The following is a 23529-nucleotide window of genomic DNA, read 5'->3' on the forward strand; positions in this document are numbered from 1 at the left end:
TGACGACCCGGCTGAACGGCCCGCCCACGCCGAGCCGGTCCACGCCGACCCGGCGTGGATGTGACGGCCCCCGGTCTGGGACGAGACAATGGGGTACCGCACACGATGGGATGGTCGGATGGAACCCCTGCACGGCGAACGCGTCGAGGACGATGAGTCCCTCGCCGAGCGCACCGTCCGCGGAGCGATCCGCGCCTACCGGCTGCACTCCTTCGACGCGGTCGACGCCTCGGTCGTGGCCGAGGTCGCGGGCATCCCGCTCGAGACCGTGGAGCGGTTGTTCCCCGCGTGGGAAGCGCTGCTGCTGGTGACGTACGACCGGTGGACGCAGCTGCGTGGCACCCGTCGGAAGACCCCGCCGGCGTGCACGATCGACCACGTCCGGCTGACCCTGGCCGAGGACGTCGCCGACCCGGGGCTCGTCCGCGTCCTCGCGGGCGTGATCACGGTCGCGAGTTCCGAGTCCGGCTTCGCCGAGCTGTTCCGCAAGCGCTTCGACGAGTACGTCGAGCAGCTCAGCAACGGTCTGCAGCGCGACTTCGACAACGGTGCCGAGGAATCGGCGATCCCGTCGTACCAGGCGGCCACCCAGCTGCTCGCGGTGTACGAGGGACTGCAGATCCAGATGCTCGTCCGGCCCCACATCGACGTCATGGTGGAGTTCGACCGGTCGGTCCGGACGCTCCGCCAGGGCTGGAAGCAGCACGAGTTGCCGTCGTGGGACCTCGACGCCGACGTCCCCGAGCGCGAGACGCCGCAGCGCCAGCGACCGGCGGAACACCAGCAGACTGCACGCGAAGCCGAGCGGGAACCCCAGAGCCGTCCCTAACGGGAGACCGACCGCCGCCGCCACGACACGATCTGCCGCAGCGTCACCTTCGATCCGTACTGCGCGACCGAGTGCCGGAACAGGTACTCGGCGAACCAGAGCAGCAGGCCGGCGGCGACGAACACCTCGACGATGCAGACCACCGACTCGGTGACGCTCAGCGAGCCGACGGCGTTCCGCACCATGGCGGTGACGGGCGTGAACGTCGGGAAGTACGTGAAGAACGCGGCGACGGGCGACGTCGGGGTGGTCATCACGAAGAACGCCGCGTAGAGCGGGATGATCAGGGCGAAGATCGCCGCGGACTGCAGCGCCGAGGCGTCCTTGATCGACGGCACCGCGGCACCGACAGCGACGAACAGCCCGGACGCCAGCAGCACGCCGCCGACGAGCAGCAGGGCACCGACGAGCATCCGCCACGGGTCGATCGTCAGCCCGCCGAGCTGCGAGGCGACGAGTGGCAGGACGGCGAGCATCCCGACCAGCCCCGGGATGACGAACACCCCGACCTGCACGAACCCGACGAGCAGCATCGCGATCACCTTGCCGCGGATCAGGTCGCCGGCGGTGACGGCGGTCAGGATCATCTCGGAGATGCGGTTCTCCTTCTCCTCGACCACGACGGTCACCATGCGTGCCGCGAGCAGGATGACGAGTCCGAAGAAGGCGGCGACGTACAGGAACGGCGGAACGATCGACAGCCAACCCGGCGCGACCTGCCCGTCGGCGTAGGTCGTGACGTCGGTGGCCGGTGGGGAGCGCAGGAGCTCGACGGTCTCGGGGTCGTCGACGGTCGCGGCGACGCTCTGCTCGAGCACCCGTTCGGCGAGCGACGAGTAGCCACCGTTCGCGAACAGGCCGCGGTCGGCGGCGTCGACGGTGATCGGCGAGGTCGAGGGGGAGGACGGGAACGAGATGAAGGCGTCGAGGTCCCCGGAGCGCACGGCGGCGCGGTCGGCGTCGGCGTCGGTGGACGGCGATCCGCCCCACTTCGCCGCGACGGACTCGGACACCAGCCCGGAGTGGTCGACGTAGCGGAACGGGGTCTTCGTGGCCGACGAGCCCGAGACGACCGAGTCGGTGCCGGCGGCCTGTCCGATGCCGACGAGCAGGGACACGATGACGATGACGACCGGCAGCGCGAGCGTGCCGATCCAGAACGCGGGCTTCTTGACCGCGCGGACGAACTCGAACCGGACGACGGTCCCGAGGCGGCTCACGCTGCTGCCCCCGCGGCGGCGAGCGCGTCGTGGCCGTAGACCTGCACGAAGATCTCGTCGAGGGGGATCCGACGCATCTCGAACGCGGTGACACGGACACCGTCCGCCACCAGCGCCGCGAGGATGTCGGCACCGTCCGGTGCTGCGGCCGACGTCGGCACGAGGTAGGCGACGTGGCCCTCGTGCCGCGCGAGCTTGTACAGCGGCGAGCGGGGGACCGGTCCGTCGAGGCCGACCCGGGCGACGGCGCCGCCGAAGGCGTCCTGCACGTCGGGGATCGACCCGTAGGCGGCGGCGGTGCCGTCCTTGAGCAGCAGGATCCGGTCGCAGAGCCGCTCGACCTCGTCCATGTGGTGGGTCACGAGGATGACGGTCGCGCCGTCGGCCTTGCGTTCGTCGACCAGGTCGAGCAGCAGCCGTCGGTTCACGGGGTCGAGGCCCTTCGTGGGTTCGTCGAGGATGAGCAGCCGCGGCCGGTCCATGATCGTGATGCCGAGCTGCACCTTCTGCTGCTGCCCGCCGGAGAGCTTGTCGACGCGGAGCTTGGCGCGGTCGGCCAGGCCCACGCGTGCCAGGTAGTCCATGCTCCAGGCCGTCGCCTCGGGACCTCGGAGCCCGCGGAGCCGTCCGAAGTAGGACATCACGTCGATGACGGATTCCTTGCGGTAGAGCCCGCGCTCTTCGGGCAGGTACCCGATGCCACCGGTGGCCGGTCGGTACGGCTGGCCGTCGATGCTCAGGGTGCCCGCGGTCGGGGTGGTGATGCCGAGCAGGGCACGGATCGTCGTGGTCTTGCCGGAGCCGTTGCTGCCGAGCAGGCCGAACGTCTCGCCGGCGGCGACGTCGAACGACAGTCCGTCGACCACGTTCCGGTCCCCGAACCGCATGACGAAGTCCTGCACGCTGATCGTCGCCCCGCTCATGCGGCGACCCTACCGGCAGCGGCTGACGTCTCGGATGCCGGTCGCGGCCCGAGATGGTGACCGAACGGCGGACGGGAGGCCCGGTGCCTGCCTGCACCGCGCCTCCCGTCCGTCACCTGGTCGCGTCCACGACGCGCACCCTGCGTCAGGAACGCAACCAGGCCGTCCCCACGCCCGTGAGGGCACCGTCTGCCACCGGTGCCGAGGCGAGCAGCAGCTCGCCGGCGGGGAGTTCGTAGGGCTCGTCACCGAACACCGTCACGCTCGTCCAGCCGTTCGGGCGTCGGAACGCGAGCACGTCGTCGCGGCCGGTCTCGAGCCACTCCAGGTGCTCCTCGGACTGCAGCTGCCCGCGTAGCCCGAGGGCCTTCCGGTACAGGTTCAGGGTCGAGTCGGGGTCGGTGTCCTCGGCCTCGACGCTCGCGTCCGCGAACCACGCCGGCTGCGGCAGGTGCGCGGAGCCGGAGCCGAAGCCGAACGACGGGCCGGACCGGGTCCACGGGATCGGGACACGGCAGCCGTCGCGGCCGACGTCGACGCCCGGGTTCCGGAAGAACGCGGGGTCCTGGCGGTCGGCGTCGGGGATGTCGCCGACCTCGTGCAGACCGAGTTCCTCGCCCTGGTACAGGTAGGCGGAGCCGGGCAGTGCGAGCTCGAGCAGGGTCGCGGCCTGCGCGCGGCGCAGCCCCAGCGAGCGGTCCAGCGCGTCCTGCGATCCACCGGCGAGCAGCCACGCGCCGCCCTGCTTGTCGGGGGAGCCGTTCCGCGCCGGCAGCGCGTAGCGGGTGGCGTGCCGGACGACGTCGTGGTTCGAGAACACCCACGTGGTCGACGAGCCGGACTGCTCGGCCAGGCCGAGGTTGAACTCGATGATCTCCTTGAACGAACCGGCGTCGAAGTCGGCCTCGAGCAGGTCGAAGTTGAACGCCTGCCCCAGACCGTCGGCGCTGGCGTACCGGGCGCGGCGGTCGGCGGCGACCCAGGCCTCGGCGACCGCAGTGCGCGCCGGGGTGTACTCGTTGAACACGGTCCGCCACTCGGCGTAGATCTCGTGCACGTCATCGCGGTCCCACAGCGGGTGCGAGCCGTCCTTCGGGATCTCGGCGAGCTCCGACCAGGTCGGCAGGGCGCCGGAGGGCAGGTCCTTCGCGAGCCCGTGGGCGACGTCGATGCGGAAGCCGTCGACGCCACGGTCCGACCAGAAGCGCAGGGTGTGCAGGAAGTCGTCGCGGACCTCGCGGTTCGCCCAGTTCAGGTCGGGCTGCTCCTTGGCGAAGGAGTGCAGGTACCACTGGCCGTCGCCGACCGCGGTCCAGGCCGGGCCGCCGAAGATCGAGATCCAGTCGGCCGGAGCCTGTTCGCCGGACGGCCCGGTGCCGTCGCGGAAGACGTACCGGTCGCGGGCGGGGGAGCCCTTCGGCGCGGCGAGCGCCTCGCGGAACCACTCGTGCCGGTCGCTCGTGTGGTTCGGCACCACGTCGACGATCACCCGGATGCCGGCGGCGTGCAGCGCCTCGACCATCCGGTCGAAGTCGTCGAGCGTGCCGAGCTTCGGGTCGACGTCGCGGTAGTCGTCGACGTCGTAGCCGCCGTCGGCGAGGGCGGACGGGTAGAACGGGCTGAGCCAGACGGCCTCGACACCGAGCGACGCCAGGTACGGCACGCGTTCGGTGATGCCGGGCAGGTCGCCGATGCCGTCGCCGTTCGCGTCCGCGAAGGAGCGGGGGTAGATCTGGTAGACGCTCGCCTGGCGCCACCAGGTCTCGTCGGCGCTGGTGGTGGCGGGCTGGGCGAGGGTGTCGGTCACGACGGGCCTTTCGATGTTCGTGGCGGTGTCGGTCGGTTCGGTCGTACCGGCCGGGTCGGTCGTCTTGCTCACTTGATGGCGCCCTGGGTCACACCGGCCATCACCCATCGCTGGGTGACGAGGTAGACGATGATCGCCGGGGCCATCGCCATCAGGTACGAGGCGAACGAGACGTTGTAGTTGTTGCTGAACTGGGTCTGGAACATCTGCTGCAGCACCGGCAGGGTCTGCAACGCCGGGTCCGAGGTGATCAGCGACGGCATCACGAAGTCGTTCCACGATGCCAGGAACGCGAAGATGCCGACGGTGGCGCTCATCGGTGCCAGCAGCGGGAACACGAGCCGCCAGAACACCTGGCCCGTGCTCGCGCCGTCGATGCGGGCGCTCTCCTCGAGCTCGGCCGGGATCGACCGCAGGAACGCGGTGAACAGCAGCACGCTGAACGACAGCTGGAACATGACGTGCAGCAGCGCGACGCCGAACGGGTTGTCCAGGTGGGCGAGCCCGGTGAGCTTCACCTGCGACAGCGCGAGCACCGGGAACGGCAGGAACATCGCGGCGAGCAGGTAGAAGAACGACCAGCGGAACAGCCGACGGTCCCAGTTCCGGGCGATCGCGAACGCGGTGAACGACGCGAGCAGGATCGTGCCGACGACGGTGATCGCGGCGACGAGCACCGAGACACCGAACGCCCGCGGGAAGTCGGTGAGCTCCCACGCCTGCACGAAGCCGTCGACGCTGAACGGAGCCGGCAGCGAGAACGCGTTGCCGTCGACGGCCTGGCCGGTCGTCTTGAACGCCATCGTCAGGGTGACGTAGAGCGGCACCAGGATCGAGAGCGCGCAGAGCACGAGGACGACGGTGACGGGCCAGTTGGCGTTGCCGCCGCGGCGGCCGGCGGTCCGGTCGGCGTCGACCGATCTGATGCTGCCCGTCTTCGTCGTCCCCGGACGGAGGGGTGTCTGGATGGTCATCAGAGCGCTGCCTTCCCGCGGGTCGCCCGCAGCTGGATCACGGCGATGACGACCGCGATGATGAAGAAGATCGTGGCGTTGGCCATCTGGTAGGCGTAGTCGCCGCCGTTGAAGCCCTTGAAGATCGACATCGCGACGCTCGTGGTCGAGGTGCCGGGGCCACCGTCGGTCAGGCCGACGATGATGTCGTACGAGTTCAGGAAGTTCTTAAACCCGATCACGAGGTTGATCAGGATGTAGCCGGCCGTCAGCGGTGCGGTGATCGAGATCAGCTGCCGCCACGCGCTCGCGCCGTCGAGGGCAGCTGCCTCGTAGACCTCGCCGGGGATGGACAGCACCCCGGCGATGTAGATGAGGAGCGTCGACGGGATCGCCTGCCACGCGGTGACGATCACGATGGCGACCCACGCCAGGTCGGGGTTCGCCAGGATGCTCTGCTCGAGCGGACCGAAGCCGATCGCACTGGCCAGGGCCGGCAGGCTGTTCGCGAACAGGAACGAGAACACGTACGCGATGACGATGCCCGAGATCACCATCGGCAGCACGAACACCGCGCGGAGGGCGATCTTGCCGCGGATCTTCGACGTCAGCGCGATGGCGAGCAGGAACGCGACCGCGTTGACGACGATCACGGTGACGAGCGAGAACCCGAGGGTGAACAGGTACGCCTGCAGGATCGCGGGGTCGGAGAACACCGCGACGTAGTTCGTGAGCCCGATGAAGCGGAACTCACCGAAGCCGACGGAGTTCGTGAAGCTGAGCACGATGCCCATCACGGCCGGCAGCGTGATGGCGAGCGTGAAGAGCAGCAGGGTGGGGAGCAGGAAGGCGAGGAAGAGCGGTTCGATCCGCTTCCGCTTGTGGGTGACGGACTGGAGGCCCGGGGCGGCTCCGCCACGTCGGCGGCGGTCCGCCGTCGTGATGGCTTCGGTGGTGGTGGTTGCCATGGGACGTCTCCTTACGCGGCCGTGCGGAGCGCGAGACGCGCCCAGTCGGCGTCGAGGGTGCGGAGCTGGCGCTGCGGGTCGCCGCCGAAGGCGATCGACTGCGCGTAGTTCGCGACCGGGATCTCGGCGGGGATGAGCTGCGACGCACCGAGGTAGAAGGCGGCGTCGTCGTAGTACGACTGCATGCCGGTCAGCGCCGGGTTCGACGCCGGGGGAGCGTCCTTGCGGACACCGAAGCCGTTGTTGTCGGCGTTGTACTTGTCGTTGACCTTCGACTGCATCAGGAACGTCAGGAACTCGCGGGCGGCCTCCTGCTTCCGGGACGCCTCGGGGATCCAGAGCGCCAGGTCGACGTTCACCCGCACCTTGTTGTCCGCGGCGTCGTCGGTGACGGGCAGCGGGAAGGTGCCGAGGTCCATGTCCTTGTTCGTCTTGGCGATCTCGCCGAGCGCCCACGGCCCCTGCAGGTACATCGCGGCCTTGCCCTGTGCGAACGCGAGGTTGCCGTCGCCGTACCCGCGGCTGGCGGCACCGTCCTGGTGCCATGCGCGCAGCTGGGTCATGCGTTCCATCGGCGTCCGGAGGTCCTTCTCGAACGACACCGACGAGTCCTTGCCGACGCTCGTGCCCTCGCGTCGCAGTGCGTCGAACGTCTTCGGGGTGTCGATCGCACCGCCGACCGTGTAGTCGAACATGCCCTGCGCGATCGTCCAGTTGTCCTTGAACGTCCCGTAGATCGGGGCGATGCCGGCCTGCTGCAGCCGCTTGCAGAGATCGGCGAACTCGCTCCACGTCGTCGGCACCTCGAGCCCCTGCTCGGCGAACAGTGCCTTGTTGTAGATCACCGAGGCGGCGGTCACCGAGTACGGCAGGGCGCTCTTGCGACCCGGGTAGTCGGCGGTCTGCTGCATGAGCGGCCACAGGTCCGGGTTGATCGTGTCGGCCTGCGACAGGTCGGAGAGGTCCGTCAGGGCTCCGTGCTCGACGAACGGCACGACCGAGAAGTTGTAGTTCCAGCAGCCGAGGTCCGGCGGCCGGTTCCGGACGAAGTTCGCGGACATGCTCGAGGTCGAGTCACGGACGACCCGCACCTTCGACTGGCTGTCGTGGAACTGCGCGATGACGCCGTCGAAATACCCGATGACCTCGGGCTTCGAGACGTAGAACGTGATGGTCTCCGGCTTGGCGCTCGAGGACCCGATCGGGGCGCACCCGGCGAGCGCGAGGCCCGCTCCGATGCCGCCGGCTCCGAGCAGGAACGAGCGTCGGCTCACCGATGCCGCCGTCCTGGTCGTGGCGTGTGGTTGCACGTCGTCTCCGTCCGTCCGGACCCGGCAGCCCTGCCGTTCCGTCCTGCGATCGGCTCCGATGCCGACCGCGAGACTAAATCTAGCGACAAAATCTAATTACGCAAGGAACTCGTTGCGCGATAAGGTCACGGCATGCCGCCACCCCGTCGAACGAGCGCCGAGACACTGCTCGCGCACGCCTTCGACGCTGGCGCCTTCACCGCGACCGAGGCCATCGACGCCACCGGCCTGACCCGCTCGACCGTGCTGGCCGCGTGCGAGGAACTCGTCCGGCTCGGCTGGCTCCATGAGCTCGACGACGCCCGTGCCGCCGGGGAGTACCGGATCGGTCGGCCCGCCCGGCGCTACGAACTCGACACCGCCGCCGGGGTCGTCGTCGGGGTGGACGCCGGACAGCACCGGGTCACCGCCATCGTCGCCGACCTGCGCGGCACCGTGCTCGGTCGCGCCGAAGGGGCACTCGGTGAGTCGGGACTCGAGGTTCCCGTCCGGCTCGCAGTCCTCGCCGACACCGTGGACGACGCGCTCGCCGCCGCCGGAGCCGACCGCTCCCGCGTTCTGGTCACCGTCGTCGGCATCCCCGCGCCGGTCGACACCGGCGGGGCATCGCCGGGCGACGGCGGCTTCTGGGACCGGATGAACCCGGGCTTCGCCGGCGCCGTCCCGCACGGCCGCGTCGTCGTCGAGAACGACGCGAACCTCGCCGCGCTCGCCGAGCGGCCGTCCTCGGGGGACGCCTCGTTCGCCGCACTGCTCTCCGGCGAGCGGTTCGGCAGCGGCCTCGTGGTCGACGGTGTGCTGCTCCGCGGTGCCCACGGCGGCGCGGGGGAGATGCGCGTGCTCGACATCGTCCAGGGGGTCGGGTCGTCGGACGGCATCGGCGCGACGGCGCGGACGCTGGTCGCCGAGGCCGTCGCCGCGGGCGAGGTCCGGCCGGGCAGTCCGCTCGCGGTGGACGCCGGTGCCTCCGCCGTGTTCCGCGCGGCGCAGGACGGCGACACCGTGGCGCTGGCGATCGTCGACCGCCTCGGCGACCGACTGGCCCGCGTCTGCGTCCTGCTCGCCAGCCTGCTCGACATCGACCGCGTGGTCGTCGCCGGTGCGATCGCCCAGCCGGCGGTCGCCGTCATCGACCGGGCTCGTGCCCTGCTCGACGGCTGGCACTTCGACCCCGTGCCCGACCTGGTGGCGTCGACGCTCGGCGGTGACGTCGTCGTCATCGGGGCAGTCGCCCACGCGGTGGACGCGGTCCGTGCCGACCCGCTGTCGTTCCCGCTGGGCGGTGCCGACCGGATCAGTGTCGACGATCGAGCGGCAGTTCCCGCTCCCGATCCCAGTCCTCGGTCCACCCGAGCCGGTCGAACAGCGCATCCAGCAGCATCGCGGTGAACCCCCACACCAGGTGGTCGTCGTGGTGGTCGCCGTCGTCGTGGTCGCTGTGCTCCGCATCGACGGTGAAGCCCGGCCCGCGCCACTCCTGACCACCGCGTCGGATCACCGTGACCCCGCGGTTCGCCGGGTCGAGCAGGTCCGCCACAGGGACCCGGAACACCGCGGCCGACTCGCGCTCGTCGACGACCCGGATCGGGGACGGCTCGCGCCACCACCCCAGCACCGGGCGCACCAGGTGGTTCGAGAACGCCAGCGGCACCGCGGGCAGCGTGCCGAGGACCTCGACGCCCGTCGGGTCCAGCCCGGTCTCCTCGTGTGCTTCGCGGAGGGCTGCGGCGACGGCGTCGGCATCGCCCGGGTCGATCCGTCCACCGGGGAACGCGATCTCGCCCGGGTGCGCGCGCAGGGTCGTGGCACGCGCGAGCAGCAGGACGTCGAGGTCACGTGGGACGTCGGCGGCGACGGCCGGGCGGTCGCTGGGGGTGCGGTCGAGCGTGCCGAAGAGCATCAGGACGGCGGCGTGCCGCGGGGTGGCCGTGCCGCCGGGTTCGACGAGCGGCTCGGCGTCGCCCCACCCGTTCGCTGCGACGGTCGCGAGTGCCGCCCGTGCTCGCCCCTCGTCGCCCATCACCCGCCCACCCTAGGCGCGCGGCGCTGGTGGCCGTGCGCCGTGCGCCGTGCTTCGTGAGCAGAAATGGTCGGGTCGGGAATCGGCACTCGACCATTCCTGCTCACGAAGTCGCCGGAGGTGCCCGAACGCAGTCAGCCGGACCGGCCCGCGCGCCAGTACCCGGTGAAGGCGATCCGCTCCTTCGGGATGCCCGCGCCGACCCAGTGGCGTCGCGCTCCGCCGGCGAGGGACTGCTCGCCGGCGACCCAGGCAGCGTGGTCGGGGCTCACCGACGATCGGGTGACCGCGTCGAGCGCCGCGGCTCCGGGACGTCGACCGGGTTCGCGGGTGATCCACGTCACGTCGATGCCGGTCGGGGCATCGATGGTCCGCACGTCGGCGTCCGTCGGGATCTCGAGGATCGCGGTGCCCTTCGTCGAACGGGGGAGCGACTCGAGGATCCCGGCTGCAGCGGGCAGGGCGCTCTCGTCCGCGACGATCGCGATCGGACGACCGAGGGCGTCCCGGTCGAAGCCGATGCCCTCGTCGATGAGCCCGGCCACGTCGCCGGGCTGTGCGCCGAGTGCCCACCCAGCCGCGGTCGGTCCGGTCGGTGCGTGGTCGTCACCAGTGCCGTGCACCACGAAGTCGACGTCGAGCTCGTCGCCCTGGTGCAGTCGGCGGAGGCTCCGCACGGTGTAGCTGCGGAGGATCGGTCGGCTCGCCTTCGCCATCGTCAGGAACTTCAGGTAGCTCACGGTGTCGAGCTTCTGCGGGGCCCGCGTGAGGTCACCGCCGTCCACCGGCAGGAACAGGCGGAACCACTGGTCGTAGCCCATGTGGGTGAATCGGCTCAGGTCGTCGCCGCCGAACACCACGCGGATGAAGGACGGCGAGATCCGTTCGGTCCGCACGACGTGCAGGGTGAGGAGCTCGACGCGTTCCGGCTTCGTGCGGGTCGCCTGCATGTTCGTCCGTGCCATGTAGGTAAGGCTAACCTAACTAATACTCAAGCGGGAAGGCTCAGCCGACTCCCGGGCACCGTCGGCATGGTGGAGGAACCGAGGACCACTCGAACATTCAACGAGGAGACACCGTGGACCGCTTTCGACGACTCCCGCTGCCGGCACTGCTGCCCATCGTGTTCGTCCTGGTCGGCGGACTGTACTTCGCCATCGGTCTGGCTTCGAACCCCGACGGTGCCGGTCTGGCCGCCCGCGCGATCGGATCGCTCTTCTACGCCGTCTTGATGACGGTGTTCTTCGGCTTCCTCATCGCCTACCGTCGCCGCCGCGCGGGTGGCACCGAGGGTGCTGCCGCGATCCAGCGAGCGGTGCGCTCCGGAGACCTGCCGGACGACGTCGACCACGTCGTGTGGACCCGCGAGCTCGAGTCGACCCGCAAGCGGTACCGGAACAACCGGGTCATCGTCCCGATCATGGTCGTCGTCTTCGCGGCCTTCTCAGTCTGGGCAGCTCTGACGGTCAGTCCGTTCTGGTGGGCGATCCTGGTGCTGTTCGTGGGGATGTGCGCGTACTCCGTCTGGGAGACCCGACGGGCACTGCGGAACATCGACCACCTGTTGACCACCCTGCGAGGAACCTGGACCGTGCGCTGACGTCGCGAGCCTGATCCAGTGAGCAGAAGACGTCGGGTCCCTGGTGGGGACCCGACGTCTTCTGCTCACTCTGTGGGCCGAACGCTCACTCCGTGGTGGAGACCCAGTCGATGAGCAGGTTGCCCTGGTCGCCCCAGTTGCCGACCTGGAACATGAAGCGGTGCGGGGTCGTCGGCACGTCGTGGGTGATCGTGTCGAGGACCTTGCCGTCGACGCTGTAGGTGACCGACTCTCCGGGCACCCAGTCCACCGTGTAGGTGTGCCAGTCGCGCCACGAGACGCCGGTACCGATCTGCACGCGGTCGGCTTCCTTGCCCGGGGTCATCGAGTGGTGGAAGGCCGAGGGGCTGTCCTCGAAGTTGCCCTCGGGGAAGTCGATCTCGCCGTCGGACCAGGTGCCCGACGTCGGCCACAGCATGAACGCCGCGCCGTTGCCGTCGCCACCGGTCGCCTTGGCGCGGACGGAGAACGAGCCGCCGACGTGGTCCCAGGCTCCGGCGGAGGAGCCGAACGTGCCGGCCGCGCCCGCTCCGGTGCCGAGGGCGACGTCCATGACGCCGTCGTGCACCGAGACGGTCTTGCTCGGCGCGTAGATGCCGGAGGTGCCGTCGGGGTAGGGCTGCCACGACTGCGGGTAGAGCCGTGAGACGAGGCCGGTGACGGCGTCGGTGGTGAAGTCCTCGACGAACGAGGCGGCCGGCGCAGCGGAGGTGTCGGCGACCTCGTTCTGCGGTTCGGCCGCGTCGTCGGCTTCCGACTCCGCGGCTTCGGCGTCGTCGGTGGGCGCAGCCGCCTCCGGTTCTGCGGTCGGGGTGGTGTCCTCGATCGGCGCGGCCTCGGCGGTCGGCGCGGGCGTCTCCGTCGGCGTCGTGTCCGACTCCTCGTCGTCGGACGGGGCCGGGGTCGCAGTGTCCGAGGGGGTGGGCGTGGGGGTCACCGGGGCGTGCTGCCCGTGGCGGTGTCCGCCCCAGCCCCACCAGCTGTCAGCGGAGGCGGCGGAGGCGGTGGGGACTCCGAGTGCCAGGCAACCGGCGGTCGCTGCCGCCAGGATCGCGCGACGGCGGCTCATCGGGTGTGCCGTTCGGTGGTGAGGGTGGTGAGGGTGGTGGGCGTGGTGGTCGCGGGGGTCGTGCCGCGCATGGGCGTGCACGTGCTTCGGGTCGAGATGTCGGGCTCCTCGTGGTGCTCGGGCGCAGGATGCGGGGAGGGGACGGCGCGCCAGGGGGCAGGATGCCGAGGGGTTCGGTGACGCGTCCACGGACATCTTGCATCATTTGTGCCCCGTTCGGGGGTAATCGCCTGAATCGGCACCCGAACGCGCGGTGAACGGCGGGCAGCCCGCTGCCCGCCGCCTCAGCCGCGCGGCACCGGCTGCAAGCGCTGCAGCTGCGTCACGTGCCCGGGCTCGAGCTCGTCGAGCGACGTGACCCCGAGCAGCCGCATCGTGCGCTCGATCTGCTCCGACAGGATCTGGATCATCCGGTCGACACCGGCCTCGCCGCCCGCCATCAGCCCGTACAGGTACGCCCGGCCGACCATCGTGAACTTCGCACCGAGCGCCACGGCGGCGACGATGTCCGCGCCCGACATGATGCCGGTGTCGAGGTGCACCTCGGTGTCCATGCCGACCTCCTTCACCACGGAGGGCAGCAGGTGGAACGGCACGGGTGCCCGGTCGAGCTGGCGTCCGCCGTGGTTCGACAGCGTGATCCCGTCGACGCCCATGTCCGCCAGGCGACGCGCATCGGCCAGGGACTGCACGCCCTTCACGACGACCTTGCCCTTCCACTGGTCGCGGATCCACGCGAGGTCCTCGTAGGTGACGGTCGGGTCGAACATGTGGTCGAGGAGCTCCCCGACGGTGCCGGACCACCGGTCGAGCGACGCGAACGCCAGCGGCTCGGTGGTCAGGAAGTCGAACCACCACCACGGCCGCGGGATGGCGTTCAGCACGGTCCGGGCGCTCAGCTGCGGCGGGATCGAGAAGCCGTTGCGCTTGTCCCGCAGACGCGCGCCGGCGACGGGTACGTCCACGGTGACGAGCAGCGTGTCGAACCCGGCCTTCTCGGCGCGGGAGACCAGCGCCATCGACTTCTCGCGGTCCTTCCACATGTACAGCTGGAACCAGTTGCGGCCGTTCGGGTTGGCGTCGCGGACGTCCTCGATGGCCGTGGTGCCCATGGTGGAGAGCGAGAACGGGATGCCCGCGCGTCCGGCTGCCCGGGCACCGGCACGTTCGCCCTCGGTCTGCATCATGCGCGTGAACCCGGTGGGGGCGATGCCGAACGGGTACGCGACCGGCGCACCCAGCACCGAGCGCGAGGTGTCCACGGACGACACGTCGCGCAGGATCGCGGGTGTGAACTCGATGTCCTCGAACGCCTGGCGGGCGCGCGCGAGCGAGATCTCGGCCTCGGCGGCGCCCTCGGTGTAGTCGAACGCGGCCTTCGGCGTGCGGCGGGCGGCGATGTCGCGCAGGTCCCAGATCGTCAGGGCCTGTTCGAGGCGCTGACGCCGACCGGGCAGCGAAGGCTTCTTGAACTGCATGAGCGGTGCGAGGTCACGCACGGTCGGCAGCTGCCGCTTGATCGGGGTCCGCCGGGCCGACGGTGTGCCCGGGGTGGCTGCCGGTGCGCCTGTGGCGGGGTCGACGCGGTGCTGGTCGTCGGTCGAGGTCATACAGACATCCTACGTCTCGAGGTGGATTGGCGGAGGGAAGCGTCGGAGGAACGCGGGGTGTACCGGACGGGCTCGACGGTGCGGGCGATCGTTGCGCGCAGGGCCTCGAGCGATGCGCCGCGCAGGCCGCCGAGTCCGGCTGCCCGCGCCTGCACCAGGATGTTGCCGAGTGCTGTCGCCTCGACGGGCCCGGCCAGGACGGGCAGCCCGGTGCGGTCGGCCGTCAGCTGGCAGAGCAGCCGGTTCTGCGATCCGCCGCCGACGATGTGCACCTGTCGGACGTCTTTGCCCGTGATGGTGCTGATCGTCGCAAGTGTCTCCGCGTACGCGGCGGCCAGCGACTCGAGGATCGAGCGCACGAACTCGGCCCGCGACGCGGGCGCGCTCAGCCCGTGGTCGCCGCACCAGGCGGCGATGCGCGCGGGCATGTCGCCGGGCGCCGTGAACGACTCGTCGGCGGGGTCGAAGACGGGGACCGGGGCCGTGACGGCCGCTGCGGAGGCGAGCAGGGCCTCCAGGTCGATGCTCGCGCCGTCACGTTCCCAGGTGCGGACGCTCTCGGAGAGCAACCACAGTCCGGACACGTTCTTCAGGAACCGGACGCGGCCGTCGACCCCGCCCTCGTTGGTGCAGTTCGCGTCGCGCGCCGCGTCCGACAGGACGGGTGCGTCGAGCTCGACGCCGACGAGTGACCAGGTGCCGGAGGAGATGTACGCGAAGTCCGGCTCGGTCGCGGGGACCGCGACGACGGCGGAGGCCGTGTCGTGCGAGCCGACGAGCGTGACGGGTGCCTGCCCGCCGACGGCGTCGGCGACGGACGACAGCAGAGGCCCGAGTCGGTCGCCCGGGTCACGCAGGGTGGGCAGGAGGCCGGCCGGGAGGCCCGCAGCAGCCCGCAACGCCGGGTCCCACCCGCGGGTCGTCGCGTTCAGGACCCCGGTCGTCGACGCGTTCGTGCGCTCGGCCGCCTCGACACCGGTGAGCCAGTAGCCGAGCAGGTCGGGGACGAGCAGCGCCCGCTGCGCGAGCTGCAGCGACGGGTCGGCAGCGAACTGGAACACCGTGTTGAAGGGCAGGTGCTGCAGGCCGTTCCGTGCGTACAGCTCGGCCGCGTCCATCCGTCGGTGCACGCGGTCGACGCCGCCCTCGTGCCGCTCGTCGCGGTAGTGGTACGGCAGCCCGAGCAGCCGACCGTCGCGCAGCAGGCCGTAGTCCACCGCCCACGAGTCGATGCCGATGCTGACGATCGCCGGGTGCGAGGCGAACGCCTGACGGAGGCCGTCGGTCACCTGTCGGTGGAGCTCGACGACGTCCCAGTGCAGGGCCTCGCGGTCGTGCTCGTGCAGGGTCACGGGGCCGTTCGGGAACCGGGCGACGTGCTCCATCCGGACGCCGTCGGTGTCGACGTGCCCGAGGATCACGCGGCCGCTGGTGGCCCCGAGGTCGACGGCGGCGACGGTGCCGCTGGTGGACATGCTCTTACCTCTTGTCGGACATCAGCTTGTCGTGCATCAGCTTGTCGTTCATCAGCGCAGGAACGCGGCGGCGACACCCGCGTCGACGGGCACGTGCAACCCGGTCGTGTGCGAGAAGTCGTCGGTGCAGATGGCGTAGACGGCGTTCGCGACGTTCTCCGGGACGACCTCGCGCTTGAGGATGGTGCGCTGGGCGTAGAACGCGCCGAGGTCCTGCTCCTCGATGCCGTAGGTCTTCGCGCGGTTCGCTCCCCAGCCGCTCGCGAAGATCCCCGAGCCACGGACGACGCCGTCGGGGTTGATCCCGTTGACGCGGACGCCGTGCTCGCCGAGCTCCGCCGCCAACAACCGGACCTGGTGCGCCTGGTCGGCCTTCGTCGCCGAGTACGCGATGTTGTTCGGACCGGCGAACACCGAGTTCTTCGACGAGATGTAGACGATGTCGCCGCCGAGGCCCTGCTCGATGAGGACCTTCGCCGCCGCCTTGGACACCAGGAACGACCCCTTCGCCATGACGTCGTGCTGCAGGTCCCAGTCCTGTTCGGTGGTCTCGAGCAGGCTCTTGCTGAGCGACAGTCCGGCGTTGTTGACGACGAGGTCGAGGCCGCCGAAGTGCAGCAGCGTCTCTTGGATGGCCTGCTCGATCTCCGCTGCGGACGTCACGTTCGCCGCGACGCCGATGGCCTGGTCGGTGTTCCCGATCTCGGCCGCAGCGTCTTGCGCCTTCGCCAGGTCGAGGTCGGCGATGACGACCGCGGCACCCTCGGCGGCCAGGCGCTTCGCGATCGCCTTGCCGATGCCGCTCGCGGCTCCGGTGACGAGGGCGATGCGGGTGGCGAGCTTCTTGGGGGCCGGCATCCGCTGCAGCTTCGCCTCTTCGAGGGCCCAGTACTCGATGCGGAACTTCTCGGCCTCGTCGATGGGGTCGTAGGTGCTCAGCGACTCGGCGCCGCGCATGACGTTGATCGCGTTGACGTAGAACTCCCCGGCGACGCGGGCGGTCTGGGCGTCCTTGCCGTAGGAGAACATCCCGACGCCGGGCACCAGCACGATGAGCGGGTCGGCGCCGCGGATCGCGGGGGAGTCCGGGTTCGCGTGGCGGTCGTAGTAAGCCTGGTAGTCCGCGCGGTACTGCTCGTGGAGTTCGTGCAGGCGGGCGGTCTGCTCGTCGACGCTCGCGGTGGTCGGCAGGTCGAGGATGAGGGGCTTGACCTTGGTGCGCAGGAAGTGGTCGGGGCAGCTCGTGCCGAGCGCGGCGAGCTCCTCGGCGCGCGACGACGCCAGGAAGTCGAGCACGACGTCGCTGTCGGTGAAGTGCCCCACCACCGGCTTGTCGTGCCCGGCGATGCCGCGGATCGTCGGTGCGAGGGCGGCGGCGCGTGCGTGGCGTTCGTCGGTCGGCAGCGCCTCGAACCCTGCTCGGGTCTCGCCGAACGGGTCGGCCTTCCCGTGCTCCGCGATGTACTGCTCGGCGGTGTCGATGATCCAGCGCGAGTTCGCCTCGGCCTCCTCGCTCGTCTCGCCCCACGCCGTGATCCCGTGGCCGCCGAGGATCGTGCCGATAGCCTGCGGGTTGTCCCGCTTGATCGCGGCGATGTCGAGCCCGAGCTGGAACCCCGGTCGGCGCCACGGCACCCACACCACCGTGTCGCCGAAGATCGTCGACGTCAGAGCCGGTCCGTCCGCCGCCGTCGCGATGGCGATGCCGGCGTCCGGGTGCAGGTGGTCGACGTGCGCGGCGTCGACCAGGGCGTGCATCGCCGTGTCGATGGACGGGGCGGCACCGCCCTTGCCGTGCAGCGTGTAGTCGAACGCGGCGACCATCTCGTCCTCGCGCTCCACTCCCGGGCCTGTTTCTGATGCGTACATGTCCTGGAGGGCACGGACGCGGTCGACGCGCAGGACTGCGAGGCCCGCCGGGGTGAGGGTGCCGAGGTCGCCCCCGGAGCCCTTCACCCAGAGCAGCTCCACCGGCTCGCCCGTGACCGGGTCGGTGTCAGTGCCCTTCGCCGAGGTGTTCCCACCGGCGTAGTTCGTGATCCGCGGATCCGAGCCGAGCGCGTTCGAACGCGCGATGAGCGCACTGATCGTGGTGTCTGCGTCGGTGCCGTGCGTTGCGGGGTCCACCCGAGCCTCCAGTGTGTGTGCCATGTGTCTACGCGCCCCAACCGGCCTGGACGCCGCCGACGCGGTCCTCGGCGATCGACTGCTGGTACCCGGAGTCCAGGTACGCGCGCATCGGGTTCGCCGGCAGACCGCGGGATTCTCGCCACGCGGCGAGGTCCGCCCGGACGTCGGTCTGGTACGCGTCCATGAAGACCTCGTTCGCGCCGAGGACGTCGTGGGCCTCCTGCGCTGCGGTCAGGGCCACGCGATCGAGGAGCAGTGCCCGGGCCGTCATCTCCTGCACGTTGAGCACGGAGCGGATCTGACCGGGGATCTTGTCCTCGATGTTGTGGCACTGGTCGAGCATGAACGCGACGTCGTGGTTGTCGTAGCCGCCGCCGCGGATGACCTCGACCAGGATGCGGAACAGCTGGAACGGGTCCGCTGCGCCCACGATCAGGTCGTCGTCGGCGTAGAACCGCGAGTTGAAGTCGAAGCTGCCGAGCTTGCCGAGGCGCAGGAGCTGCATCACGATGAACTCGATGTTCGTGCCGGGGGCGTGGTGGCCGGTGTCGAGGCAGACCATCGCCTTGTCGCCGAGCGCGGCCGTCTGCACGTAGCTCGTGCCCCAGTCCGGCACGTCGGTGTGGTAGAACGACGGCTCGAAGAACTTGTACTCGAGCACCAGGCGCTGGTCGGCACCGAGGCGGTCGTAGATCGTGCTGAGCGACTCGTGCAGGCGGTCCTGGCGGGAGCGCATGTCCTCCTGCCCGGGGTAGTTCGAGCCCTCGGCGAGCCAGATCTTCAGGTCGCGGCTGCCGGTGGCGTCCATCACGTCGATGCAGCGCAGGTGGTGGTCGATCGCCTTCTGCCGGATCGACTCGTCGACGTGGGTCAGGGCGCCGAACTTGTAGTCGTCGTCCTGGAACGTGTTCGAGTTCACGGTGCCGAGCGACACTCCGTGCTCTTCGGCGTGCCGCTTGAGGTCGCTGAAGTCGTCGACGAGGTCCCACGGGATGTGCAGTGCCACGGTCGGTGCGAGGCCCGTGTACTTGTGCACCTGGGCGGCGTCGGCGATCTTCTCGTACGGGTCGCGCGGGGTGCCGGGCGTGCTGAACACCTTGAAGCGGGTGCCGGAGTTGCCGAAGGCCCAGCTGGGCAGCTCGATCTGCTGTCGTGCGAGCTGGTCGGCGATGCCGGTGAAGGTCGGGGTCGATGTCATCGTGTCACTTCCTCGTGTGCGATTGAATCGTTTCATACAGTACGGGTCGCGGCGGTCTGCCGCAACCGTGTGGGGTGTGTGTGGCGGGAACCAGGTTCCGGACACAGCACCACGCATCTCCGCGGTGCTGTGTCCGAAACCTGGTTCCGCCAGGCCCGCTACGCCGCGGGGACCGCAGCCGGCGCGCGCAGCTCGTGCGAGCCAGCGCCGAGCCGCTGCTCCGCAGCACCCGGCAAGCGCACCACGGCCGAGACTCCCTCGGGGACCGTCGCACGGACGAGCAGCTCGCCGTCGACGAGCTCCCACCGCACCGCGATGTGCCCGTGCACGGAGTCGAGCGACGTCGACGCCCACGTCAGGCCGCCGCCCGGTTGCGGCGCGATGAGCACGGAGGCGTACCCCGGTTCGAGCGCCGACAGGCCGCCCACCACCCGGTGCATCCAGTCCGCCACGGCACCGAGTGCGTAGTGGTTGAACGAGGTCATCTCACCCGGGTTGATCGTGCCGTCCGGCAGCATCGAGTCCCAGCGCTCCCAGACCGTCGTCGCACCCATCGTCACCGGGTACAGCCACGACGGGCACTCCGTCTGCAGTAGCAGCCGGTACGCGTCGTCGAGGTGTCCGGTCTGCGTCAGCGCGTCGGTGATGAACGGCGTACCCGCGAAGCCCGTCGAGATCCGGTACCCGGACTGCTCGGCCAGCTCCGCCAGGCGGTCGCCCGCACGGCGCTCGTCGTCCTCGTCGAGGATGCCGAACACGATCGCGAGCGCGTAGACGGTGGTGCAGTCGCTCCGGATGCGACCGTCGGTCACGTAGTGCTGACGGAACGCGGCCTGGAGGCCCGTGGCGAGCTCCTCGGCTTCCGTCGCCTCCGCCTCGTGGCCCGTCAACCGCGCCGCCTGCGCCACCAGGGTCGCGCTGCGGTACGCGCACGCCGTCGCGACGACGCCCGGGTCGGCCTTCGCCTTGGCGGCGTCCTCCGGCGGGGCGTCCGGGTCGAGCCAGTCGCCGAACTGGAAGACGGTGTCCCACAGGCCCTCGGGTGACAGGTGGCCCTTGATGCGGCGGAGGTGCGCCGTCATCGAGTCGAGCTGCTCCTCGAGCACCGCGGTGTCGCCGTACGCCTGGTACAGGGTCCACGGCACCCAGACGCCGGCGTCCGACCAGATGGCGGTGGCGTCGGGGGTACCGAAGTCCTCGGCGGGGGAGTACTTGAGCACGTCCGGCACCACGAACGGGATGACACCGTCGGCGTGCTGCTGCTCGAGCCACACGTCGCGGAGCCAGTCGCCCAGGAACGCGCGGGTGTCGAACAGGTAGGACGCCGTCGGCGCGAACGCCGCGATGTCGCCCGTCCAGCCGAGGCGCTCGTCACGCTGCGGGCAGTCGGTCGGGACGCTCAGGAAGTTGCCCTGCATGCCCCGGATGACGTTGTCGTGGAACGTGTTGAGCAGCTCGTGGCTGGACTCGAACGTGCCCGTCCGGGTCAGGTCGGAGCCGACCTGCACCGCGGTGACGGCCGCGCGGAGTTCGTCGAGCGTGCCGGTCCACCCGTCGACCTGGGCGTACCGGAAGCCGTGGAAGGTGAAGCGGGGCTCGAAGCGGTCCTCGCCGCCGCTCAGGGTGAAGTGGTCCGTCGCCTTCGCGGTGCGCAGCGGGCGGGTGCCGAGCTCGTCGTGTTCGAGCACCTCGGCGTGCTTCAGGGCCAGCACAGTGCCCGCGGGCCCAGAGGCGACCACGCGGAGCCAGCCCACCAGGTTGACCCCGAAGTCGATCAGCGTCGCGCCGGACGGGCTCGTCCAGACCTCGACGGGGGCGATCTCGGCGAGGGGTCGGACCGGCGGCACGGTGTCGGCGACGAGTTCGCGCTCGCCGATGTCGACGGTGCGCACGGCGCTGGTGCGTCCCTCGTGGCCGTCGACGCTCGGTGTGGTGACCTCGCCGGGCGTCAGGAAGGAGCCGTCGCGGAGCCGGGCGTCGATGTCCTCACCGTCGTACAGCTGATCGGCGGTGATCGCGCTGGACAGGGCCTGCCAGTCCGTGTCGGTGGCGACGAGCTGTTCGTGGCCGTCGGCGAAGGTGATGCGGAGCTCGGCGAACCCGGCGGGCTCGTCGGCGTACCAGCCGCCGCCGCCACCCCAGGCGAGCCGACCGGCGGCCCAGCCCTTGCCGAGCACGAGTGCCAGCACGGCGGCACTGCCCGCGGGCGTCTCGGTCAGGTGCGCCGTGACGTCGTGCGAGACGACGCGGATGCGCCACTCGTAGCTCGTCCACCCCGGTTCGAGCAGGTGGTCGGAGACGCGTTCGCCACCAAGCCACGCCTCGACGACGCCGAGGGCGCTGACGTCGAGGGTCGCGCTCGTGACGGCGCCGTGGCCGTCGTCGAGGGTGAACTCACGGCGCAGGATCGGTGCGCTCCCGAGGTCGGCGTCGCTCGTGATGAACGGTGCTGTCCAGGCGGTCATGTGGTGTGTCCTTTCACGCGACCGGTCGTCGTCGACCGGTGCGGGGGTCGTGGGCCCGGCCGTCCCGTCGAGGTGGGACGACCGGAGGAGGCGAGCCGCGCCTCCAGGCCGGGGTCGGGCGTCAGCCCTTGACGGCGCCGCTGGTCATGCCGGCGACGATCTGTCGGTTGAAGAAGATGTAGAGGATGAGCGGCGGGATCGTGATGAGCAGGACGTCGGTGAACAGCAGGTTGAGCTGGCTGACCGACTGGCTCTGGAACGAGTAGAGCGTCTGCTGCACCGTGGCGTTCTCGGAACCCGGCAGGAAGTACAGCGGGTTCGTGAAGTCGTTGAACACCGTGACGGACTGCACGAGCACGACCGTGATGATGACCGGCTTGAGCAGCGGCAGCACGACGCCGAAGAACAGACGGATCGGTCCGGCGCCGTCGAGGACGGCTGCCTCGTCGAGCTCCTTCGGGATCGTCGCCACGAACGCCCGGAAGAGCAGGATGCAGAACGACAGGCCGAAGGTCGCCTCGATGAGGATCATCCCGCCCATGGTCTTGAACAGGTTGAGCCCCTGCAGCACCCAGATCGTCGGGACGATCGCGGGCGGGACGATGAGGCCCGCCAGGACGAAGAAGTTGATCACGCCGTTCCACTTGCTCGGACGACGCTGCAGCACGTACCCGACCATCGCGGAGAACACGACCATCACGATCACGCTGCCCACGGTCAGGACCGCACTGTTCAGGAACGCGCGGACGATCACGCCGTCACCGGACCCGAACACGGCCTGCAGGTTCTGCCAGAGCTGCCACTCGGTCGGCAGGCTGAAGCCGAGCTGGTTCGCCTCGGCCGGGTTCTTCATGGCCTGCAGCAGGACGAAGACGAACGGCACCAGGAACACCACGAAGCTGACGACGATGGCGATCGAGCCGATGACCCACCGGCGGGTCCGGCCCGGGTGGCGGTTCCGGCTCGCCGGCGTCGGCGGACGGCCGGCGGTCCGGCGGGGGCTGGTGACGGCGGTCACAGGTCCGCCTCCTTGCGGTTGAGGAGCCACGAGATCGGGACCATGATCGCCGTGACGACCACGAACAGGACCACGTTGCCGGCGGTGGACAGGCCGTAGAACCCGGCCTGGTACTGCTTGTAGATGACGCTCGCGATGACGTCACTGGTGAACCCTGGCCCACCGCCGGTCATCGCCCAGATGAGGTCGAAGGACCGCAGCCCGCCGATCAGCGACAGGATGATGACGGTGCCCATCGCGGGACGCGACAGCGGGAGGGTGATGTTCCGGAAGATCGACCACGCGCTTGCGCCGTCGACCCGTGCGGCCTCGAAGTACTCCTGCGGGATCGCCACGATGCCGGCGATGAAGATGAGCGTCGCGATGCCGACGCCCTTCCAGACGTCCACCGCGGCGACGCTCCACAGGGCGAGTGCCGGGTCGGTCAGCCACCCCGGAGTGGGGAGGCCGACCGAGCCGAGGACGCCGTTGATGATCCCGTGGAACGGGTCCATCAGCGCCTTGAACGTGATGCCGATGCCGATCGTCGACACGAGCACCGGGAAGAACACGACCGCCCGCAGGTAGCCGCGCCCCAGCACGGGCGACGTGAGGAGCAGGGCGAGGGCGAGTCCGATGACCACCTTCGCCGCGCTCGTCACGAAGCCGTACTGGAACGTGTGCACGAACCCGGAGACGAGCTGCGGGTCCTGGAAGAACCGGACGAAGTTGTCGAAACCGATGAAGGTCTGGTCGAACAGCGTCCAGCGGGTGAGGGAGAAGTAGAACCCGGCGAAGGTGGGGACCGCGAAGAACACGACGTACAGCGCGATCGCGGGGATGAAGAACCACGCGGGGTAGAACGAGCGCATCCGCTTGCGCGCGGGACCGGTCCCGCCGGAACCCGCTCGGGTCTTCGCCGGCTCGAGTGCCGTCGTGAGTGTCGCGGTCACCG

19 protein-coding genes are annotated in these 23529 nt (G+C 70.2%); 3 read left to right on the plus strand and 16 right to left on the minus strand.

Annotated elements, in window-relative coordinates; genetic code table 11:
* Nucleotides 1–118: 118 nt before the first annotated feature.
* Complete coding sequence (locus HQQ88_RS08790) at nt 119–829, plus strand: hypothetical protein (RefSeq protein ID WP_123291958.1); 711 nt, start codon at nt 119–121, stop codon at nt 827–829.
* Here the strand turns inward: HQQ88_RS08790 and HQQ88_RS08795 are convergent.
* From HQQ88_RS08795 to HQQ88_RS08820, 6 genes are all read right to left on the minus strand, one after another.
* The gene (locus tag HQQ88_RS08795) at nt 826–2049 is read right to left on the minus strand and encodes an ABC transporter permease (protein ID WP_123291959.1); all 1224 of its coding nucleotides are present in this window, start codon (nt 2047–2049) and stop codon (nt 826–828) included. The two genes, HQQ88_RS08790 and HQQ88_RS08795, sit on opposite strands and share 4 nt — an antisense overlap.
* The gene (locus HQQ88_RS08800; RefSeq protein ID WP_173169241.1) at nt 2046–2972 is read right to left on the minus strand and encodes an ATP-binding cassette domain-containing protein; all 927 of its coding nucleotides are present in this window, start codon (nt 2970–2972) and stop codon (nt 2046–2048) included. The genes HQQ88_RS08795 and HQQ88_RS08800 overlap by 4 nt, the downstream gene beginning before the upstream one ends.
* Before the next feature lie 145 nt (nt 2973–3117).
* Nucleotides 3118–4779, minus strand: a complete 1662-nt coding sequence (locus HQQ88_RS08805) for a glycoside hydrolase family 13 protein (RefSeq protein ID WP_173169442.1) — start codon at nt 4777–4779, stop codon at nt 3118–3120.
* A gap of 68 nt (nt 4780–4847) precedes the next feature.
* The gene (locus HQQ88_RS08810; protein ID WP_123291961.1) at nt 4848–5753 is read right to left on the minus strand and encodes a carbohydrate ABC transporter permease; all 906 of its coding nucleotides are present in this window, start codon (nt 5751–5753) and stop codon (nt 4848–4850) included.
* The gene (locus HQQ88_RS08815; RefSeq protein WP_111084432.1) at nt 5753–6700 is read right to left on the minus strand and encodes a carbohydrate ABC transporter permease; all 948 of its coding nucleotides are present in this window, start codon (nt 6698–6700) and stop codon (nt 5753–5755) included. Before HQQ88_RS08815 ends, HQQ88_RS08810 begins: the two co-directional genes overlap by 1 nt.
* A gap of 11 nt (nt 6701–6711) precedes the next feature.
* Nucleotides 6712–7974 carry an ABC transporter substrate-binding protein gene (locus HQQ88_RS08820; RefSeq protein ID WP_243692426.1) on the minus strand — a complete coding sequence of 421 codons (1263 nt, stop codon included), beginning with the start codon at nt 7972–7974 and terminating at the stop codon, nt 6712–6714.
* Nucleotides 7975–8142: 168 nt separating this feature from the next.
* Here HQQ88_RS08820 and HQQ88_RS08825 point away from each other — a divergent pair, with 168 nt between their 5' ends.
* Nucleotides 8143–9399, plus strand: coding sequence for an ROK family protein (locus HQQ88_RS08825; protein WP_131921839.1), 1257 nt, complete (start codon nt 8143–8145; stop codon nt 9397–9399).
* On the opposite strand, the gene HQQ88_RS08830 is transcribed toward HQQ88_RS08825, so the two are convergent.
* Nucleotides 9305–10033 (minus strand): CoA pyrophosphatase, encoded by a 729-nt coding sequence (locus HQQ88_RS08830; protein ID WP_367917002.1) that lies wholly within the window; start codon nt 10031–10033, stop codon nt 9305–9307. The two genes, HQQ88_RS08825 and HQQ88_RS08830, sit on opposite strands and share 95 nt — an antisense overlap.
* 131 nt (nt 10034–10164) lie before the next feature.
* The gene (locus HQQ88_RS08835) at nt 10165–10995 is read right to left on the minus strand and encodes a siderophore-interacting protein (RefSeq protein WP_173169242.1); all 831 of its coding nucleotides are present in this window, start codon (nt 10993–10995) and stop codon (nt 10165–10167) included.
* A gap of 113 nt (nt 10996–11108) precedes the next feature.
* Between HQQ88_RS08835 and HQQ88_RS08840 the strand changes: the two genes are divergently transcribed.
* Nucleotides 11109–11630 (plus strand): hypothetical protein, encoded by a 522-nt coding sequence (locus HQQ88_RS08840; protein WP_131879487.1) that lies wholly within the window; start codon nt 11109–11111, stop codon nt 11628–11630.
* An 85-nt stretch (nt 11631–11715) separates the two neighbouring features.
* On the opposite strand, the gene HQQ88_RS08845 is transcribed toward HQQ88_RS08840, so the two are convergent.
* The 8 genes from HQQ88_RS08845 to HQQ88_RS08880 form a co-directional block, all read right to left on the minus strand.
* Nucleotides 11716–12699 carry a glycoside hydrolase family 16 protein gene (locus HQQ88_RS08845; protein WP_216834430.1) on the minus strand — a complete coding sequence of 328 codons (984 nt, stop codon included), beginning with the start codon at nt 12697–12699 and terminating at the stop codon, nt 11716–11718.
* A gap of 284 nt (nt 12700–12983) precedes the next feature.
* Nucleotides 12984–14177 carry an alpha-hydroxy acid oxidase gene (locus HQQ88_RS08850; protein ID WP_123672509.1) on the minus strand — a complete coding sequence of 398 codons (1194 nt, stop codon included), beginning with the start codon at nt 14175–14177 and terminating at the stop codon, nt 12984–12986.
* A gap of 128 nt (nt 14178–14305) precedes the next feature.
* Nucleotides 14306–15784 carry a rhamnulokinase family protein gene (locus tag HQQ88_RS08855; protein WP_173169243.1) on the minus strand — a complete coding sequence of 493 codons (1479 nt, stop codon included), beginning with the start codon at nt 15782–15784 and terminating at the stop codon, nt 14306–14308.
* Nucleotides 15785–15835: 51 nt separating this feature from the next.
* Complete coding sequence (locus tag HQQ88_RS08860) at nt 15836–17935, minus strand: bifunctional aldolase/short-chain dehydrogenase (RefSeq protein WP_173169244.1); 2100 nt, start codon at nt 17933–17935, stop codon at nt 15836–15838.
* Between the two features lie 4 nt (nt 17936–17939).
* Complete coding sequence (gene rhaI / locus HQQ88_RS08865) at nt 17940–19112, minus strand: L-rhamnose isomerase (protein WP_173169245.1); 1173 nt, start codon at nt 19110–19112, stop codon at nt 17940–17942.
* A gap of 158 nt (nt 19113–19270) precedes the next feature.
* A complete protein-coding gene (locus tag HQQ88_RS08870) occupies nt 19271–21577 on the minus strand; it encodes an alpha-L-rhamnosidase (protein ID WP_173169246.1) in 2307 nt (768 codons plus the stop codon).
* Between the two features lie 121 nt (nt 21578–21698).
* Nucleotides 21699–22502 (minus strand): carbohydrate ABC transporter permease, encoded by an 804-nt coding sequence (locus HQQ88_RS08875; RefSeq protein ID WP_243648916.1) that lies wholly within the window; start codon nt 22500–22502, stop codon nt 21699–21701.
* A gap of 89 nt (nt 22503–22591) precedes the next feature.
* Nucleotides 22592–23527 (minus strand): carbohydrate ABC transporter permease, encoded by a 936-nt coding sequence (locus HQQ88_RS08880; RefSeq protein ID WP_243649937.1) that lies wholly within the window; start codon nt 23525–23527, stop codon nt 22592–22594.
* Nucleotides 23528–23529 lie beyond the last annotated feature (2 nt).

The organism is Curtobacterium sp. VKM Ac-2861 (assembly GCF_013204965.1).
In the GTDB taxonomy this organism is placed as follows: domain Bacteria; phylum Actinomycetota; class Actinomycetes; order Actinomycetales; family Microbacteriaceae; genus Curtobacterium.